Raw genomic sequence first — 18235 nt, forward strand, 5'->3', positions numbered from 1 at the left:
AATGTATGAAGATAGAGGAGTGAAATTGGAATTAACATTTCCCACATTACCCTTTATTGGGTAAAAAGAAAGGGAAAATCAAAGTGGTAAATTGACTTAAGCTCGTGGGGGAAAGGGATCACAAAGAAGTGATGGAGAATCGTAATTATCAGAAATTTCGGAAGAATTCGGGATATCAAAATAAGGACTTAACTCAAGAGAATGTGGAGCAAATTGAGGAGTGATGGAGGTCACACAGATTACATTGATCACTTGAAGATTTACCCCTTGGCTTTCGCCAGTATAGATAGTGGTTGGCAGCTTTTCGCTTTCAACATCTACACTTTTTTGTTTTTTGCAGTGCGTTTTTTTTAGGGTGATCTTGTTGGAAGCATTGAAAGTATCCATGCCTATTGCTATTACCTCAGTACTAAAACTGAATGTATAGAGGATTATTAACAATATGGCAAGAATTCTTCTCATGGTCAGAACTACAACGGACTTGGATTGGGCTAAGTTTCATTTGGAGAACGGCTGTGTAACAAATGTTACAAAAGAGAGGCTCAATATAGTAATACTATCCTGATATAAAGTTAAAGGAATGGTTAATCAACTCAGTATTAGAAAATAAGGGAGTAGAATCTTTAGAAAAGGACCTTTTTAGGAAAGTGTAAACTTTTTATATCTTTACCATGTGAACTGGCGATCTACCATAGGAAGTAGTCTGATGCTTATGCTCTATGCAGGGGTATTATTGCACAACGCAATACCTCATATACATATAGAAGCAGAAGAGGTGGATCATGCCAAAATGCATCATCACCATGATGCAGCCCATCACCATCACGGAGAAAGTTCTGAGAAGAATTCTTCGGAAGATGCGTCTGCTTTTCCGGATCTGACCAGCTTATTAGCGCATGCCAATCTGGGAGTGAATCATTTTTCCGACTTTACTTCTGGCAAGAACTTGTTTATTCCTCAGGTAGCGATTGTGCTATTCCTGCTCTATAGCATCGCCTGGAGCCTCTTTCTTTTGTTCAAAATCTCCAAGCCTCCTGAATGGCGGCATCATAAAGCACTTCAACTTTTATATCTCGGCGCTGCTTCCCACCGTGGCCCTCCTTCATTTTCTTAAACACTGAATGGGATCTTTATCACCTGGCTGGTAAAGGTCTGCTTTTTTCTAAATCCTTGATTTTACATTCAAATTTTAAAGAAAATGAAACGATTCTTATATATCGCTATACTGTCAACTTTATACCTGTCTTCCTGCACGGGTACATCTACAGATGATCATGGACATAGCCATGACGAAGGCACCCATACCCATGAAGATGGCTCTTCCCACGCCGATCATGAAGATCATGAGCAGGAAGAGTTCAGTGTATCCGACTCTACGCATCACGAACAGATGCATGAGGACGGAGAGGATCATGATCATTAAGCGCATCTAAACACTACATTCCTTATGTATAAATCAGTTTGCTTACTGGTGACCATAGTCCTGTTGGGTTATGGTTGCCAGACTAGCTCGGAAGAGGTACATACGCATGGAGAAGGCGGGCACGATCATGCTGCCGAAGCTTTGTCCTATACCGTGTGGACCGATAGCCTGGAGCTATTTGTAGAATTCCCACCATTGGTAAAAGGTCAGGTCAGCTCTTTTGCGGCGCACTTTACCCGATTAGAAGATTATAAGCCTGTCACTGAAGGCGCTGTAACGGTGAGCCTGGTGCAGGGCGATAAGGGCATACGTCAAAAGGTAGATACTCCCTCTTCACCCGGTATCTTCAATCCAGCCTTACAGCCCCAACAGTCGGGTCAAGCCCGGCTTATTTTTGAATTGACTACTCCCGCTATGCAGGAGCGCATCATCATTGATTCTCTTCAGGTATATGCCTCAAGCGAAGAAGCTATGGAGCATGCTCCCGAACAGGAAGAAGGAGAAGTCACATTCTTAAAAGAGCAAGCCTGGAAAGTGAGTTTTCAGGTGCAGGCGGTTGAGAAAAGAGACATCCATGAAGTGATCAAAGCTTCCGGGCAGATCATGCCCGTGCCCGGTGAGGAAAAAGTGATCAATGCCCGTACCAGTGGTAATGTTACTTTTGCCGGCTCGCAGATCGTGGAGGGCAAAGCCGTTCAAAATGGGGAAAGAATTTTCAATATTCAGTCCGCTGGCTTCACCGAAAATAATCTTGCTACACAATTACAACAGACTAGAGCTGAGTTTGAACGGGCACAGGCCGATTATGAAAGAGCACAGTCACTGGTAGATGATCAGATCATTTCAAGAAAAAACTTCGAGGAGATCAAAGCCGATTTTGAAGTCGCCCGAGCCAAATATAATAATCTGGCGAATAATTACGGTACTCAAGGCCAGCAGATACAGTCACCCATCCGAGGGTTTATCAAAAACATACTGGTAGAAGAAGGAGCTTATGTCAACAGCGGTGCTCCACTGGCTACTATCTCTCAGGATCAGCGGCTGATGATCAAAGGAGAAGTATCCCAAAAGTATTTTCACAAACTACCCCGGATACGTTCGGCCAACTTCAAGACTTCCTATCAGGAGCAGGTATATGATCTGGACAATTTTAATGGTAAGCTGGTTTCCTACGGTAAGAGTGCCGGAGGGGATGCGCATTATCTACCCGTCTATTTTGAGCTTAACAATCAGGGTAACCTGCTGTCGGGATCATTTCTGGAGCTTTATCTCAAAACCCAAACGCTGGAGAATGTATTGGTTATCCCCAAATCAGCCCTGATGGAAGATTATGGTACTTACTATGTCTATGAGCAGATTAGTGGTGAGTCTTTTGCCAAAAGAGAAGTACAACTAGGAGTTGATGACGGCATACAGGTACAGGTGCTGGAAGGTATCAGTCCGGGGGCTATAGTGGTTACGCAAGGAGCCTATCAGGTCAAAATGGCTTCTATGTCTTCATCCGTACCAGCTCATGGTCATTCCCACTAAAGGAGAGCTTTATGTTAAATAGAATTATCAATGCATCTTTACAAAACCGGCTGCTGGTTCTTTTTCTGGCTTTGGTGATTTCTGTAGCAGGAACAGTCATTGCACTGGAGATGGATATAGATGTCTTTCCGGATCTGACAGCCCCTACTGTGACCGTGCTTACCGAAGCCCATGGTATGGCCACCGAAGAAGTAGAACGCCTGGTGAGCTATCAGATAGAATCCGCCCTCAATGGGGCACCCAATGTACGCAGGATACGCTCTTCTTCTGCGATGGGGATTTCCATCGTATGGGCTGAGTTTGAATGGGGCACTGAAATCTACCGAGCCAGGCAGATTGTAAGCGAAAAGCTCACCCAGGTAGAAGAAAACCTGCCTCCTGAGATCGGAAGTCCGGTGCTGGCACCCGTATCCTCTATCATGGGAGAAATTATGCTCATCAGTGTAAGCTCTGATGAAGTTTCGCCCATGGAACTGCGCACCCTGTCTGACTGGACCATCCGCAAACGTTTGCTATCGGTCGGAGGAGTTTCTCAGGTAATTGTCATTGGAGGTGATTATAAGCAGTATCAGGTGCTGGCTTCTCCGCAACGGATGATGTATTATGATGTCACTTTCACGGAATTGGAAGAAGCAGTAGCTGGAGCCAATGTGAATGCATCCGGTGGCTTTTTGAATGAATACGGCAACCAATACATCATTCGTGGAGAAGGAAAGACCACTGAGCTTGCTGAGATGGGACAGTCTGTCATTAAAGTAGTCAATCAGACACCAGTGACCATCGGGGATGTAGCAGAGCTTACCATCGGGGCTGCTCCCAAGATTGGAGATGGCTCCATGAAAGGGGAGGATGCGGTGATTTTGACTGTGCTCAAACAGCCCGAAACCAATACGCTGGAACTTACCGAACGCATAGACTCTGAACTGGCAGACATGAAGACTCAACTTCCTGTCGGGGTTGACATCAATACCCATATCTTCCGGCAGGCCAACTTCATACAGGCTTCCATTGACAATCTGCAAAGAACTCTTTTAGAAGGAGCCTTTTTTGTAACGCTGGTGCTCTTTCTGTTTCTGCTCAACTTTCGGACAACCATCATTTCTCTGCTGGCAATTCCCCTCTCTTTGTTTGTCACCATCATTGTACTAAAGCTGCTGGGGCTGACCATCAACACCATGAGTCTGGGAGGGATGGCCATTGCCATTGGGATGCTGGTAGATGACGCCATCATAGATGTAGAAAATATCTATAAGCGCCTGCGGGAGAATGCCCGAAAAGCTGAAGCTGAGCGTTTGCCGGTGATAGAAGTAGTCTATCTGGCATCCAAAGAGATCAGAAACTCCATCATGATTGCTACCCTGATCATCATTGTAGCTTTCATTCCATTGTTTTTCCTTTCCGGTATGGAAGGACGACTGCTGCGTCCGTAGGGAATCTCTTTTATCACTGCCGTACTGACTTCTCTGCTGGTAGCCGTGACGCTTACTCCGGTACTGAGCAGCTATCTGCTCAAAAATCGGGATCGCCTCCTGAAGCAGGCGGAAGGTAGCAAAGTAGAACGCTGGTTATCACTGCGTTACCGTTGGGTGCTGGAAAGAGTGCTAAAATTACCCAAAGCTGTATTGGCAGGTACCCTGATACTTTTTGCAGTAGCCTTGGTGATGATGACGCAGTTGGGCAGAAGTTTTCTGCCTGAATTTAACGAAGGTTCTCTGGTGATCAGTGTGGTGACACCTCCGGGAATTTCATTAGAGGAATCCGATAAAACCGGTACACTGGTAGAAGAGATATTGCTTTCCATGCCTGAGATTGAGGTTACCTCCCGTCGTACGGGTCGGGCAGAGCTGGATGAACACGCCCAAGGGGTCAATGCCTCAGAGGTGGACGCACCCTTCGTTTTGCAGGATCGCTCAGAAGAAGCTTTTTTGTCAGACTTAAGGGAAAAGCTCAGTGTAGTGCCGGGAGCGAATATTACGATAGGCCAGCCTATCGCGCACCGTATTGACCATATGCTCTCCGGCACAAGAGCCAATATCGCGATCAAAATCTTCGGTCCTGACCTTTCCCGCTTATTCAACCTGGGAAATAAAATTCAAAGTCAAATTGAAGAAGTGGAAGGGCTGGTTGACCTGAATGTGGAGCAGCAGATAGAGGTGCCTCAACTCAGGATCAAGCCCAAACGGGCATTATTGGCCAAATATGGGATTCGCATGCAGGTGCTTATGGACTTTATAGATGTGGCATTTGCCGGTGAGACGGTTTCTGAAGTATATGAAGGACAGCAAAGTTTTGACCTGGTGCTTCGTTATGATGAGGCGAACCGGTCTAATCTGGAGAGCATCCGCAATGCCCCCCTGGACACTTATGAAGGTAAAAAAATCCCTCTTTATTATGTAGCTGATGTTAGTGTAGCAGGTAGTCCGTTCAATGTCAACCGGGAAGATGTACAGCGCAAAGTGGTGGTATCTGCCAATGTATCAGGAAGAGATTTGAGAGGAGTAGTTAATGAAGTTCAACAACTGATTACTGAAAATGTAGAGCTTCCTCAGGAATACAGAATAGAATACGGTGGTCAGTTTGAAAGCGAGGCCAATGCTTCCCGCTTACTACTCCTGGCTTCTATTGCTGCCATGATTATCATCTTCCTCTTACTTTATCTGGAATTCAACGATCTAACGTTATCCGGTATCGTACTGCTCAACCTGCCGCTGGCACTCATTGGCGGGGTGATTATCGTCTTTTTTACTTCCGGCATCGTATCCATAGCTTCTACGATTGGTTTTATCAGCTTGTTTGGCATTGCCACTCGTAATGGCATATTGCTTATTTCGCATTACCAACAACTGCTCTCGGAAAGTAAAAGCCTGTATGAGACGCTAATTGAAGGCTCTCTGGACAGGCTGAATCCCATCCTGATGACAGCTTTTACTACCGGCTTAGCCCTGATTCCTTTGGCCTTATCCGGGGGAGAAGCAGGCAATGAAATACAGAGTCCCATGGCTGTGGTAATATTAGGAGGCTTACTCAGTGCTACCCTGCTCAATCTGGCGGTCATACCGGCAGTGTTCTTTCTGCTCTATCGCAAAAAACACACATGATGCATACTTTCTATCCTATGAAAAAATATTGTTTATTGATTACGCTATTGCTCACAACCTTTGGCTTGTATCTGGAAGGAAAGGCACAAATCACGGTGGAGGAAGTATTGCGTGCAGTAGAGCAGAATAATCCTGCACTACAAGCGAGAAGACAGTATGTAGAGGCGCAGGCCTTGTCCTTTAAGACAGATATTTACCTGCCCAATCCAATAGTTGCTTTTGAATATCTGCCCGGCACGCCGGCTGAGGCGGGAACGCAGAAAGATTTAACTGTATCTCAGGCTTTTGACTTTCCCACAACTTACTTCAGGAAAAAAGACCTAGCAGAGGCGCAGATTGATCAGCTTGCCTATGCGTTAGACTCATTGCGTCAGCAAGTGCTTTTGGAAGCCAAACAGCTTTGCCTGGATTTAATTTATACACGTAAACAACAGGCTGTATTCAGCCAGCGCCTCTCCAATGCTGAACGATTGGTACAGGATTATGAGCGTAGATTAGCGGAAGGGAATGCCAATATCCTGGAAGTCAACAAAGCCAAATTACTGAGACTCAACCTGAATAATAAGCTGGCTTTATTGGAAAGTCAGATTGTGCAACTGAATGAACAGCTTACCGCCCTGAATGGTGGACAGGAAATATTGTTTACAATCAATGAGTATCCTGAAATTGATGAGATTCCTGAGTTTGAGGTACTTGAACCTCTCACCGAAGCCAATGACCCTACACTCAATTATTATGTGCTGCAGCAGGAGATCAGTCAGGAGCAGTTGTCAGTAAACCGGGCTTTGGTCTTACCTTCACTGCAGGCAGGTTATCGGTACCAGGCGATTTTAGGGCAGCAGTACAATGGATTTCTTGCGGGCATATCCATTCCCCTTTGGGAAGACAAAAACAAAGTCAAGCTTGCTGAAGCACAAATCAACTGGAGTAATCAGGCAGTAGAAAAAGAGAGAACTGATCATCTTTATACAATCCGCAGGTTGTATGAAAAGCAGCGGACTTTGCAGAACACTTTGCAGGAATATGATGAGCTGTTATCGGGGCTTAATAGCACTGCATTGCTAGAAAAAGCTTTGCGTCTGGGGGAAATTTCTTCCATAGAGTTTTTTATGGAAATCATGTACTTCTATGAGGCTGAAGACAAGTACCTGAGCCTTGAAAATGAGTATCAGCAGACTGTGGCTGAATTGTTAAAGTATCAGTTATAAACTGTGATACTGAGCGATCCATGTATAATTATAAAGAGTTTGATAACAGCATGACGGAATAGGGCTATTTTAGAATGTCCCTATATCATGAGCATTAACTCAAATCTGATCTTAAAAGTAAATAGCTTTTCTTCAAAGACCTCATCCATTATTCTGAGCTATATGTATTTTTCATTGGATTCATCCATCATTCAATTTTCAAAAACATAGAATTCTTCTGCTTCATAGCCATAAAGCTTTTTGTGTCAGTAGGTAAAGAATAAGACTGAAAAACAACTAAGATTACCACCCAGATTCCGTCCTGTAATAGAAAGAAAGAAGCTTATTTCAAGATATATACCATCTTGACCGGCTGATTAAATTGCTTCAATTTGTTCTCTTTTGAAATTTACCAAAACCTATGAAAGGAGTACAAATTATAGGATGAAAAAACTAAAAGAGGTAACTGAATGATTTGTTTTTGTTTGGTTTGATTTAGTATCCTGAAAAAGAAAGAAGCCCTCAAAACTATAGGATTTGAAGGGCTTTGTTGTAAAATGTCCTTTAGGTTTAGGACCCAGTGGAACCTTGAAGAAGTAGCAAGCTCTTGAACTCTTTAGAACTTTTTTCTCACATCTTTAACTCAGAGGTCTGTAAGTCTTGAACAAAGGGCTGGTTGTAAAAACGCTTGCCTGTAGCTTTGTACAAAGCATTGGCTACTGCAGCAAAGACCGGCGGAAATAAAGGTTCACCCAGACCGGTAGGATCATGCTCGTTTTGCACGAAATGTACTTTAATGGCGTTTGGAGCCTCTTTCTGGCGAATCATGCGATACTGATCAAAGTTCTTTTTCTGAGGTACACCATCTATAAAAGTCAGCTCCCCAAAGAAGGCATTGCCAATACCATCCACGATAGCACCTTCGCCCATGTTTTTAGCAGCATCAGGGTTGACGACAATACCGCAGTCTACCGCTGCATATACTTTATCAACCTTAGGCATGTTATCTTCCATTTTCAGATCCAGCACTTCAGCTACGTAGCTGTTGTGGCAGAAGTAAGCTGATACGCCACGGTGTACACCAGCAGGCTTTTCATTCCATTTAGACTTTTCCTTCACCAGTTTCAAGACTCCGGCATAGCGTTCAGGATCATAGTCATTGTTCTCACCCACCGGATTATTCTTGGCTCTCTCCAAAAGCTCAAGTCGGAAGTCTATGGGGTCTTTGCCCATAGCTTCTGCCAATTCATCCATAAAAGATTGCTCGGCTCCGGCAATGAAGTTGGAACGAGGTGCCCTAAAAGCACCAATGGTAATATTTGAGTTGAGTGCCCATCCTTCTGCCAGGTAATTATCTATCGCGCCTGCCGGAAAGCGATTGGCATGCACAGCATGTTCGGGTATTCCTCCGCCTTTGACATGGAAGGCAATGAGATTATTATTTTCGTCCAGCGCTGCCCGGTAGGTAGCGGTGTAGGTAGGGCGGTAGATGCCATAGCTCATATCATCTTCCCGGGTATAGATCATCTTGACCGGAGCCTTCACTTTTTGGGAAATGAGTGCTGCCTCCACCATGTGGTGACCGTAGGCTCGCTGACCAAAACCTCCTCCCATCCTTGCCAGATTGATCTGTATCTTTTCTCTGGGTATTTTTAAACAGGCTGAAATAGCTTGCATGGTAAATTCCGGTGCCTGGGTAGGACCGTAGACCTCTGCCTTGTCAGCAGTAACATTAGCGAAGCAGTTCATCGGCTCCATACAGTTGTGCGCCAGGTAAGGGGCATTGTAGGTACGTTCAATGATCTTGGCTGCCTTTTGAAAAGCACCCTCCGGATCGCCATCCCTTCTAAGTTCCTGCGCTTTTTTCCTGGCCATTGCTTCCATTTGTGCTTTATGCCCGTCGGTACTTTCTATACCTCCGGGAATCAGGATGGTCTCTTTACCACGCCATCCGGCTACTGTCACTTCTTTCTCGGGGGCTTCTTCCCACTCTACTTTAAGTGCCTTTTTGGCGTTCATCACTTCCCAGGTAGTATTGCCTACAATAGCTACCAGTTCAGTAAATGATGTGGTATCAAAGCCGTTTCTATCATAATCGTCGGGAAGGGTTTCAAAGACAAAAACATCGTGGATGCCGGGCATGGATTTGACCGCTTCAGTATCCACAGATTTTACTTTCAGTCCAAAGGCAGGCGGATGGGTAATCATGGCAATCAGCATGCCTTCCTTATCACGGTCCATAGCAAACATGGGCTTACCTGTGACAATGTTTTGCCCTTCTACATTTTTCTTGGAATGACCTATGATGTTAAAATTCTTAATGTCTTTTAATTCCACCTCTTCGGGTACATCCAGTGTTGCTGCCAAAGAGGCTACTTCTCCATAGCCTGCTTCTTTACCACTTGCTTTATGCTGCAATGTACCTGCTTGGGTAGTAATTTCTTCAGCAGACACATTCCAGTTCTGGGCAGCAGCCATCACCAGCATTTGTCGGGCGGTAGCTCCTGCGGTGCGTAATGGCGTCCATCCCTGACGAATGCCCTGGCTACCTCCGGTAAACTGACGGTCAAATCGTTCGGGATAAAAATTGGCTTGTTCCACAATGACATTTTTCCAGTCAATGTCCAGTTCATCAGCCAGGATCATGGGCATGGAAGTTTTGACATTGGAGCCAAATTCAGGATTAGGTGACATTAAAGTTACCACGCCGTTATCTCCGATTTTGATATAATTGTTGAGTTCAAACCATTCTTTGGGCATGGCTAAGGTCTCTTCCTTTGTAGGATTACATCCGGCCAGCCAGCTAAAGCTCAACATCATACCTCCCCCTGCCAAGGCTGAAGCCTTCATGAAAGATCTTCTATTCATTTTTGTATTTACGCGTGTCATGAGCTAAAAAGGTTAAGTAGTTTAAGATTTTGCGGCAGTTTTCACCGCAGCTTTGATGCGCAGATAAGTACCGCAGCGACAGATATTGCCATTCATGGCCGACTCTATTTCTTCATCGCTGGGATTAGCGTTCTTTTCCAAAAGGGCAGCTGCTGTCATGATCTGACCAGCCTGGCAATAGCCACATTGAGGCACATCATGCTCCAGCCAGGCTTTTTGTACCGGGTGATCTCCTTGTTCAGAAAGCCCTTCAATGGTAGTCACTTTCTGTTCACCTACTGCGGATATCGGCAGTTGGCAGGAGCGAACGGCTGTTCCGTTGAGGTGAATGGTACAGGCTCCACATTGGGCGATACCACAGCCATATTTGGTGCCTATCAGCTTGAGATGGTCTCTTAGCACCCACAGCATAGGAGTACTGGGGTCAGCATCTACCTGCTGTTGTTTTCCGTTGATAGTGAGTTTAAAAGTCGCCATGGTGATAAATTAGATTTAAAGAGTTGTATCAAAAATTATAATGTCAAATATAAAAGCCTTGTGATTTTTAAGAATATATGCATTAAATCACCCTTATGCACGATAGACAAATTAGCTTCTCTTATCTATTCTTGTCTAGTCCTGAGTGTTTTGATTACTTACAATAGAGCCTCCTTAAAAACCTGATCACTTGTATTATCCCGATGATGAATAGGACCTGAGCGAAATTTTAAGTAACCGGCTTCTCTTCGCGTAAACCTTCCCATAATTTCAGCGATGATGGCAATGGCTATTTCTTCAGGAGTCTCCGCCCCTATGTCTAGTCCAATGGGAGCATGAACCCGATCCCAATCCTTTTCCGATAGTTGAAGATTTTGATCGGCAAAGTCCTTCAATATTTTATCAAAGCGCTTTCTAGGACCAAGTATACCAATGTAGGGCGTTTCAGAGGGTAGTATTTTCTTCAACACATCCCTGTCGTATTCATAGTTATGTGACATGAGTACACAGGCTGTGTTAGCGCTGATCTGAAAATCCCGATCAATGAATTCCCTGTTGCATAAGGATAGGTTATCCGCGTCAGGAAAGAATAAGGGTGCAATATGTGCTACACATTCATCGGTAACCGTAACTGACCAACCTAGTTTCTTACCCATTTCACTAAGTGGTCTGGCATCAAAGCCTCCTCCAAAGATCATCAGTTGGATAGGGGGTTGTATCAGTTCAATAAATGCTTCACAGGTTTCTCCTTCAACTTCATATTTTTTGGCACTGGATCGCTTATTTTCAATGGATTCCCATAAATCCTGTTCAATTATCTCTGACAAGCCTTCACGATGAAGCGTCTGGATGTTCAATAAAGCTTTTTGCAAGTATATTTTTTTTCCAACTACATCTGGACTCCCGTTGAAAATAGTAGCTAGAGAAGCTGCTTCATTCTCTTGCAGGATTCGTTCAAAAAGAAATATAGGATTGTTTTTATCAGCCGGGTCAATCGCTTCAAACAAAACATCTATTACTCCATTACAACCCAGATTAATTTTGAAAATACTATTTTTATCATCTCTGGTATCATAGGTAACTGTAATTGCTTGTTTATCCCCTATCACTTTACGGGCTTTTCGCAGAGCATCCCCTTCCAGACAACCGCCGCAGATGGAGCCTGTCCATCTGCCATCATCAGTAATCAGCATGCGTGCTCCCGGGCTACGATAGGATGAACCTCTTACCCTTACTACAGTGGCAAGAGCAGCTTTATGTTTACTAAAGTCTACTTTTTTATATGCTTCGCAGATGGCCTTAATCTCTTTCATACAAATTTTCTTTGTTAACCTTCAAACTATCCATAGCTGCTCAGGGACCGGAAGCTAATGATCAGCTACAATTACCCTAATGTTTATCTCTCAATTATTATGGAGCATCCGGTATTTGTTGGGAGAGTGTCCCACTCGTTCTTTAAAAAAGCGCGTAAAGTGCTGAGGATATTTAAAGCCTAATTCATAAGCGATTTCATTGACTGTTTTGTTGGGGCCAAATATCTTTTCTTTGGCTACCTCAATCAACTTTGATTGTATGTAATCCTGGGTAGATTGGCCGGTTTCTTTTTTTACCAGGTCCCCAAAATAGTTAGGTGATGGGTTCAATTCTCCGGCACACCAGGCTACGGAAGGCAAGCCAAGCCTCTGGGCTTTATCTGTCTGAAAATAGTCGTTTAACAAATGCTCAAACCCTTCCAAAATGCCCGTATGAACATGATCACGCGTAGTAAACTGACGTTCATAAAAACGAACACAATAATTCAAAAACAACTCAATATTATCTACAATGAGTTTTTTACTATGCTTATCTATGGCATGGTCTAACTCATGCTCAATCTTGGAAAAACAATCCAATACAATTTTCCTTTCACGCTCGGATACATGAAGGGCTTTATTAGATTGGTAGCCAAAGAAGGTATACTCTTGTATATGCCGGGGCTTTGTTGCAACGTAACAAAACAGGCATGAAAAGATGTTTGATTTATAACGACACAAATCAAATATGCCAGTCATGCCTGAGACGAAAGATACGTATAAACCCAAAGATTGGAAAGCCTATAACGAATCATTAAGCCGCCGAGGTAGCTTAGTGTTGTGGATGGAAGAGGGGACATATCGTGCTTGGCGCGATATATCCAGGCTCGGGAAAGTAGTAGGTGAGCAACAATACTCTGATGTGGTCATAGAGTTTTGCTTGACTATCAAACAAGTGTATGGTCTTGCCTTGCGACAGTGCACGGGCTTTATTAAAAGTATTTTTGCCTTGATGGGACTCTCAGAGTTAGCCGTTCCCAACTATAGCACGCTCTGCCGAAGGGCCTCGGCTTTAAAGATTAAGGTGAGTCATTGTCTGCCTAAGGCGGGGAAAAAGCTGCGCATAGCGATAGATAGTACAGGCTTAAAAGTATTCGGTGAGGGCGAATGGAAGGTGAGAAAGCATGGGGTGAGTAAGCGTAGGACGTGGAGAAAACTTCATTTGGGGGTTGATGTGGATAGTCAGGAGATCATAAGCTGTGGGATTACTGAAAACTCAGTAGCGGACGCCGCGCGGATGATGCGGCAATGGTCGGTCCCTTGCTCGGTGAGGTTGCAGGAAAGGTGGATACGTTCTATGGAGATGGTTCTTACGATAAAAAGAAGGCACGAAAGGCCGTTGCCAAAATAGGAGCCAAAGCTATTGTCCCTCCGCCCAAAAACGCTGTTGAGAGTGAGTTGCCTGGATTAGAAGAAAGGAACCAGGCGATTGATAGAATAGGACAGATCGGTAAAAAAGAATGGAAAAAGGAGGTGGGCTATCATAAGCGCAGTCTCTCTGAGACAGCGATGTATCGTTACAAAATGGTGATAGGCAACACCCTAAGGGCGCGCAAAATGGACAACCAGATGACAGAAGTCAGAATAGGTTGTCATATCCTGAATGTATTCCAACGATGTGGGATGCCTCATGCTATCAAAACCTAAAAACAAGCTATCCCTAAAGAAGAAAGACTCGTTGCAACAAAGCCCTACAATTCTATCAATATGCTCATTGCCTGAGCTTGTAATTTCTGGATATAATATGATTTTTATAATAACAAATATGATTTCTTATTTATGAAAAATTATTGAAATCATGAAAAAGAAGCATTTGTCATTGTTTTTAGCCCTTGCTATAGGCATTTGGAGTTGTCAGAAAGATGAAGACGTAGAGACTACAGGTATTGTAAATGGCACAGTAACTTCATGGAGTACTTCTGAGGTGCTGGATGATGTAAAAATTATTGTTTTTGAATCAGACAGCAATACGCCCGTTCAATCTTTAACCACTGCTGCTGATGGTACTTACTCGGCGGAACTGGAACCGGGAAGTTACTACTTAAAACTATACCGAAATGGATATGAACAGGTCCCTCCACGGAATATTTCTCCCATTCCTTTCACCATTACCCTGGGAGAGAAGCTTGAAAATCCTATAGAGATGTTCAATAGTAATGTAGCGCAGGGAGGCTACATCCAGGGCAAGGTAAGTGAAGCAGGAAAGCCAGTAGCTGGGGTACTAGTGGTTGGGGAAAAGAATGGTAAAGGATACTCAACTGTATCAGATTCCGAGGGAAACTTTTTTCTGTATAATCTTCCGGCAGGAGATTTTCGGCTAAAAGCCTGGATAGGAGGATACGAATCAGAACAAAAAACTGTGAGTGTATCTGCTGCAAGCGAAAGCCAGCAAAACATACAGCTTACCAAAGGAGCTACCGGTACAGTTTCAGGTACCATCTCTTTTTTGGCCTCAACAGCAGTAGAAGTAGATGTAACCCTTACTCACCCTATAACGCATGAGCCTATCCCTGGATTGAAAGCCAGTACGACTGCTGATTACAGTATTCAAAATGTACCAGCAGGAACATTCTTAGCACGTGCTACCTACAGGAATGATGAGCGTGTAGTTGATCCTGACTGGATTGTAAAGTTTGGAGAACCCCTGGTTGAAGTGTCTGGTGGGCAAGTAAGCAGAGACTTTAGTGTTACCAATGCCTTAAAAGTGGTGACCCCTACTAATCTACCTTCCAACACAATACCCAGTGAGATCAGTTCTCTTACTCCTACCTTCTCTTGGGAGGCATATGCAAGCGCAAGTGATTATGTAGTGGAAGTAAGCGATGCAAGTGGCAACGTTATTTGGGGAGGAATTGATAGAACACAATCAATTCCAGTAAAGAATGTCATAGTACCCTCAAGCCAAACAAGTGTGACATTTAATTATGATGGCACAGCTACTCAAGCCTTGGAAGCCGAAAAGGTATATCGTTGGAGGGTTTTTGTAAGCAAAGATGACAAACAGTCTGCCTCAGGTTGGCGACTAATTTCTGTCAGTGAGGATCAATTGGGGCTCATTAAGATAGTCAGATAATTTTACAGGACAAGGTAGTATAAAAGCTACCTTGTCTTTTATTATAAACTTCAGTGTTTGAAACGGACGTATTCCGCACTTCAAAAAATAAAAAAGAGTAGCCCTTGCGATTATCAAATACTCATCGTTATTTTACGATAACTAAAATTCATTATGGGAATCAGTAAGACAGCAGTATTTAACGAGCAGCAAAACAAGATTGCTCAGTATGGCAAAGCTTTAGCGCATCCAGCCAGAGTAGCGATCATTGAGTTCTTGCTTAAACATGAGAGTTGCTTCTGTGGAGAACTGGTGGAAAAATTGCCGCTTTCACAATCTACCATTTCACAACATTTACGTGAGCTAAAAAACGCAGGTATCATCAAAGGTGAAATTGAAGGGCCTAGAATTGGATATTGCATCAACGAAGAAGCCTGGGAGGAGGCTCGTGATGTGATGATCAACCTCTATGCGTCCTTTACTCCTAAGAAAAACTGCTGTTAAAAAAATTTATGTGTTCTTATCGTATTATTACAATAACACAATTAAACTGAATTGACCATGAAAACTTTTTCCCTAAATCTATTGATGCTATTAATCTTAACCGCTATGAATCCCAAAGCAACCAAACCTGGAGAGCTGAATGCTTCCTTACAACCTTATGTAGAACAAGTAACCTCTGAATTTGACCAAATACCAGAAGAACGAAAAAGATCACTCACTGAGTTAGCGCTATATATTTCTTCTAAACAGAAATCAGGAGAAACAGCTAAGCTCACTTTTATCTGCACACATAATTCCCGTCGCAGCCATATGTCGCAGATCTGGACTCAGGCAGCTGCGCATTACTATGGTGTTGAAGATGTAGAAACCTTTTCAGGAGGAACGGAAGCAACTGCTTTTAATCCCCGTGCCGTGAAAGTCATGCAGAAAGCAGGCTTTACTATCAAAACTGTTAAGCAGGGAGATAATCCGGTATATGCGGTAAACTATGCTGAAAATGTGCCTACTGTAAAAGCTTTTTCCAAGAAGTATGATGATCCGGAAAATCCCCAAAAAGATTTTGCAGCAATTATGACCTGTTCGGAAGCAGATAAGCACTGTCCTCTCATTCCTGGAGCATCATTACGGATTCCTATCCCTTACGATGATCCCAAGGCGTTTGATGGAACGGCTCAGGAAGAAGCCAAGTATGAGGAGCGTTGCCAGCAGATTGCAAGAGAGATGTTCTTTATGATGTCAAAAGTGAAGTCATAGTACGATTTTAGAAGCCATATAATATTAAATAAATAACCGTATGAAGACCACTGAAGCCTTTTTACAAAGCTGGGCGGAAAGCCGTACCAGGTTTAGTAATCAGCTAAGCCACATTTCGCAGGCAGATCTCCAAAAAAAGTTAGGCGATAGTCCTAATTCAGCAGGCTTTCTGATTCGTCACATTGCCGATGTAGAGTTATTGTTTGCCAAAAATGTATTTGGAGACAAAGATTTAAAGGTCTCAGCAAAAACAGTGATGGCTGGAAAAGACACTGGTGAATGGACAAATTTGGAGGAATTACTAGACTATCAGCGATATGCATTTGAAAGCCTTAAAGCCGTTGTTGAAAAGCAAAAGGAAGAAGGTTGGGAAACGAAAGTCAGTACAAAAGAATTTGGTGTAAAAACGAAGGCTGAAGCTATGGGCAGGATTAGTTCTCATACTACTTATCATGCGGGCCAACTAGCTATCGTACTCAAATATGGAAATTGAATTAACCTCCGTAATTACCTGTCCTTACTGCCATGCAAGTAGTCAAGAAAAAATGTCCCAAAATGCCTGTCAGTATTTTTATGAATGCAAGCATTGTAAAACTATGCTAAAGCCCCGAAAGGGTGACTGCTGTGTCTATTGCAGTTACGGTTCAGTTCCTTGTCCTCCCATACAGCAAAGTAGAGGATGCTGCTCATTACGCAGATGAATCATAAAATTAAATTTCATGCAGACTAAAGAAAAACCACCTAAGAAAAAGCTTTCCTTACTAGATCGTTTCCTTACCCTCTGGATATTTCTGGCTATGGCTTTGGGTGTGGCCTTGGGCAACCTTATCACTGAGATTGAGTCCTTTTTTAACCGTTTTCAGGCAGGTACTACTAATATTCCCATTGCTATTGGTTTGATTGTGATGATGTACCCACCACTGGCCAAGGTCCGCTATGAGCATCTGGGAAAAGTTTTCAAAAATCTCAAAGTGGTAAGCCTGTCACTGCTACTCAACTGGATCATCGGCCCAATATTGATGTTTTTATTGGCCATCACGTTTTTAAGAGATTATCCCGAATATATGATTGGGTTAATCCTGATAGGTCTGGCTCGCTGCATTGCCATGGTGCTGGTATGGAATGACCTGGCGCAGGGAGATAAAGAATACGCAGCCAGTTTGGTGGCCCTTAACAGTATTTTTCAGGTCATCTTTTACAGTTTCTTTGCCTGGCTTTTCATCACCGTGTTGCCTCCATACTTTGGTATTGAAGGTTCAGTGGTCAATATCAGCATGGTGGAAGTAGGCGAGAGTGTATTTCTCTATCTGGGGGTTCCTTTTCTAGCGGGTTTTCTGACACGTTACTACTTTGTTAAAAGCAAGGGTGAGCAGTGGTATGTAGAAAATGTAATTCCCACAATTAGTCCGCTAACCTTAATTGCCTTGCTTTTCACAATTGTAGTGATGTTTAGCTTCAAGGGGCAGACTATTGTAGATATCCCGCTGGATGTATTACGCATCGCAATCCCTCTGGTGATTTACTTCGGTTTAATGTTCGTATTAAGTTTTTTATTAGCCAAAAAACTAGGGGCCAGTTATGCTGAAAATACTTCAGTCTCTTTTACTGCTACTGGTAATAATTTTGAACTGGCGATTGCGGTGGCTGTAGGCGTTTATGGCATAGAATCAGGACAGGCTTTTGCAGGTGTAGTAGGTCCGCTTATAGAAGTACCAGCATTGATATTACTTGTAAACCTGGCCTTCTGGTTTAGAAAAAGACTGTATGGAGTCAAGCCTTCTAAAATGTAATATTAATAGGAGTTAACGAAGTTGCTGTCATTGGTGAAGGACAGCATGGTTGGCTAAGCTTGAAAAAAAACTGAATTATTTTGCGTCTTTTTCGCTACACTTAAGAGCATGTTTAAAAATTTGCTTTTGTTTCAAGCTAATCTTTGAATTACAATTTGGCAATTCTGCCAGAGCACCCAA

16 protein-coding genes and 2 pseudogenes are annotated in these 18235 nt (G+C 43.3%); 13 read left to right on the forward strand and 5 right to left on the reverse strand.

All coding sequences use genetic code 11. From position 1 onward, the window contains the following. Positions 1-96: 96 nt before the first annotated feature. Positions 97-462 (reverse strand): hypothetical protein, encoded by a 366-nt coding sequence (locus WJR50_RS32780; RefSeq protein ID WP_341297548.1) that lies wholly within the window; start codon positions 460-462, stop codon positions 97-99. 211 nt (positions 463-673) lie between these two features. Between WJR50_RS32780 and WJR50_RS32785 the strand changes: the two genes are divergently transcribed. From WJR50_RS32785 to WJR50_RS32805, 5 genes and pseudogenes are all read left to right on the forward strand, one after another. After that, complete coding sequence (locus tag WJR50_RS32785) at positions 674-1114, forward strand: hypothetical protein (RefSeq protein WP_341297549.1); 441 nt, start codon at positions 674-676, stop codon at positions 1112-1114. Positions 1115-1198: 84 nt separating this feature from the next. Continuing rightward, entirely contained in the window at positions 1199-1423 is a 225-nt protein-coding gene (locus WJR50_RS32790) for a hypothetical protein (RefSeq protein WP_341297550.1), read from the forward strand. Positions 1424-1447: 24 nt separating this feature from the next. Continuing rightward, positions 1448-2953, forward strand: coding sequence for an efflux RND transporter periplasmic adaptor subunit (locus WJR50_RS32795; RefSeq protein WP_341297551.1), 1506 nt, complete (start codon positions 1448-1450; stop codon positions 2951-2953). Between the two features lie 11 nt (positions 2954-2964). Then, positions 2965-6051, forward strand: a pseudogene (locus WJR50_RS32800) (efflux RND transporter permease subunit). A gap of 17 nt (positions 6052-6068) precedes the next feature. Beyond that, on the forward strand, positions 6069-7259 hold the full coding sequence (locus WJR50_RS32805) for a TolC family protein (RefSeq protein WP_341297552.1): 1191 nt from the start codon (positions 6069-6071) through the stop codon (positions 7257-7259). Positions 7260-7868: 609 nt separating this feature from the next. On the opposite strand, the gene WJR50_RS32810 is transcribed toward WJR50_RS32805, so the two are convergent. The 4 genes and pseudogenes from WJR50_RS32810 to WJR50_RS32825 form a co-directional block, all read right to left on the reverse strand. After that, positions 7869-10127, reverse strand: coding sequence for a molybdopterin cofactor-binding domain-containing protein (locus tag WJR50_RS32810; RefSeq protein WP_341297553.1), 2259 nt, complete (start codon positions 10125-10127; stop codon positions 7869-7871). A 21-nt stretch (positions 10128-10148) separates the two neighbouring features. Beyond that, positions 10149-10604: a (2Fe-2S)-binding protein gene (locus WJR50_RS32815; RefSeq protein WP_341297554.1), complete on the reverse strand. Its 456-nt coding sequence runs from the start codon at positions 10602-10604 to the stop codon at positions 10149-10151. A gap of 158 nt (positions 10605-10762) precedes the next feature. Further along, positions 10763-11917: an XdhC family protein gene (locus WJR50_RS32820; protein WP_341297555.1), complete on the reverse strand. Its 1155-nt coding sequence runs from the start codon at positions 11915-11917 to the stop codon at positions 10763-10765. A 90-nt stretch (positions 11918-12007) separates the two neighbouring features. After that, positions 12008-12577: pseudogene (locus WJR50_RS32825) on the reverse strand (helix-turn-helix domain-containing protein); the annotation flags it as partial. Between the two features lie 76 nt (positions 12578-12653). On the opposite strand from WJR50_RS32825, the gene WJR50_RS32830 reads away from it, so the two are divergent. The 8 genes from WJR50_RS32830 (at position 12654) to arsB (ending at position 18055) form a co-directional block, all read left to right on the forward strand. Continuing rightward, complete coding sequence (locus WJR50_RS32830; protein WP_341297556.1) at positions 12654-13307, forward strand: IS5 family transposase; 654 nt, start codon at positions 12654-12656, stop codon at positions 13305-13307. Further along, positions 13241-13603: a transposase gene (locus tag WJR50_RS32835; protein ID WP_341297557.1), complete on the forward strand. Its 363-nt coding sequence runs from the start codon at positions 13241-13243 to the stop codon at positions 13601-13603. The genes WJR50_RS32830 and WJR50_RS32835 overlap by 67 nt, the downstream gene beginning before the upstream one ends. 151 nt (positions 13604-13754) lie before the next feature. Further along, positions 13755-15029, forward strand: a complete 1275-nt coding sequence (locus WJR50_RS32840; protein WP_341297558.1) for a carboxypeptidase regulatory-like domain-containing protein — start codon at positions 13755-13757, stop codon at positions 15027-15029. Positions 15030-15182: 153 nt separating this feature from the next. Then, the gene (locus WJR50_RS32845) at positions 15183-15512 is read left to right on the forward strand and encodes an ArsR/SmtB family transcription factor (protein ID WP_341297559.1); all 330 of its coding nucleotides are present in this window, start codon (positions 15183-15185) and stop codon (positions 15510-15512) included. A 105-nt stretch (positions 15513-15617) separates the two neighbouring features. Continuing rightward, the gene (locus WJR50_RS32850) at positions 15618-16265 is read left to right on the forward strand and encodes an arsenate reductase/protein-tyrosine-phosphatase family protein (protein ID WP_341297560.1); all 648 of its coding nucleotides are present in this window, start codon (positions 15618-15620) and stop codon (positions 16263-16265) included. A 40-nt stretch (positions 16266-16305) separates the two neighbouring features. Further along, on the forward strand, positions 16306-16758 hold the full coding sequence (locus tag WJR50_RS32855; RefSeq protein ID WP_341297561.1) for a DinB family protein: 453 nt from the start codon (positions 16306-16308) through the stop codon (positions 16756-16758). Then, positions 16748-16966, forward strand: coding sequence for a GDCCVxC domain-containing (seleno)protein (locus WJR50_RS32860; protein WP_341297562.1), 219 nt, complete (start codon positions 16748-16750; stop codon positions 16964-16966). Before WJR50_RS32855 ends, WJR50_RS32860 begins: the two co-directional genes overlap by 11 nt. An 18-nt stretch (positions 16967-16984) precedes the next feature. Next, positions 16985-18055 (forward strand): ACR3 family arsenite efflux transporter, encoded by a 1071-nt coding sequence (arsB, locus tag WJR50_RS32865; protein WP_341297563.1) that lies wholly within the window; start codon positions 16985-16987, stop codon positions 18053-18055. The last annotated feature ends 180 nt before the right edge of the window (positions 18056-18235 follow it).

The sequence above is a fragment of the Catalinimonas locisalis genome (assembly GCF_038039535.1).
Lineage (GTDB): Bacteria > Bacteroidota > Bacteroidia > Cytophagales > Cyclobacteriaceae > Catalinimonas.

Coding starts and splice junctions, on each gene's coding strand:
- WJR50_RS32780 (WP_341297548.1), bottom strand. CDS start 462: ATGAGAAGAATTCTTGCCATATTGTTAATAATCCTCTATACATTCAGT.
- WJR50_RS32790 (WP_341297550.1), top strand. CDS start 1,199: ATGAAACGATTCTTATATATCGCTATACTGTCAACTTTATACCTGTCT.
- WJR50_RS32795 (WP_341297551.1), top strand. CDS start 1,448: ATGTATAAATCAGTTTGCTTACTGGTGACCATAGTCCTGTTGGGTTAT.
- WJR50_RS32805 (WP_341297552.1), top strand. CDS start 6,069: ATGAAAAAATATTGTTTATTGATTACGCTATTGCTCACAACCTTTGGC.
- WJR50_RS32810 (WP_341297553.1), bottom strand. CDS start 10,127: ATGACACGCGTAAATACAAAAATGAATAGAAGATCTTTCATGAAGGCT.
- WJR50_RS32815 (WP_341297554.1), bottom strand. CDS start 10,604: ATGGCGACTTTTAAACTCACTATCAACGGAAAACAACAGCAGGTAGAT.
- WJR50_RS32820 (WP_341297555.1), bottom strand. CDS start 11,917: ATGAAAGAGATTAAGGCCATCTGCGAAGCATATAAAAAAGTAGACTTT.
- WJR50_RS32830 (WP_341297556.1), top strand. CDS start 12,654: ATGCCTGAGACGAAAGATACGTATAAACCCAAAGATTGGAAAGCCTAT.
- WJR50_RS32840 (WP_341297558.1), top strand. CDS start 13,755: ATGAAAAAGAAGCATTTGTCATTGTTTTTAGCCCTTGCTATAGGCATT.
- WJR50_RS32845 (WP_341297559.1), top strand. CDS start 15,183: ATGGGAATCAGTAAGACAGCAGTATTTAACGAGCAGCAAAACAAGATT.
- WJR50_RS32850 (WP_341297560.1), top strand. CDS start 15,618: ATGAATCCCAAAGCAACCAAACCTGGAGAGCTGAATGCTTCCTTACAA.
- WJR50_RS32855 (WP_341297561.1), top strand. CDS start 16,306: ATGAAGACCACTGAAGCCTTTTTACAAAGCTGGGCGGAAAGCCGTACC.
- WJR50_RS32860 (WP_341297562.1), top strand. CDS start 16,748: ATGGAAATTGAATTAACCTCCGTAATTACCTGTCCTTACTGCCATGCA.
- arsB (WP_341297563.1), top strand. CDS start 16,985: ATGCAGACTAAAGAAAAACCACCTAAGAAAAAGCTTTCCTTACTAGAT.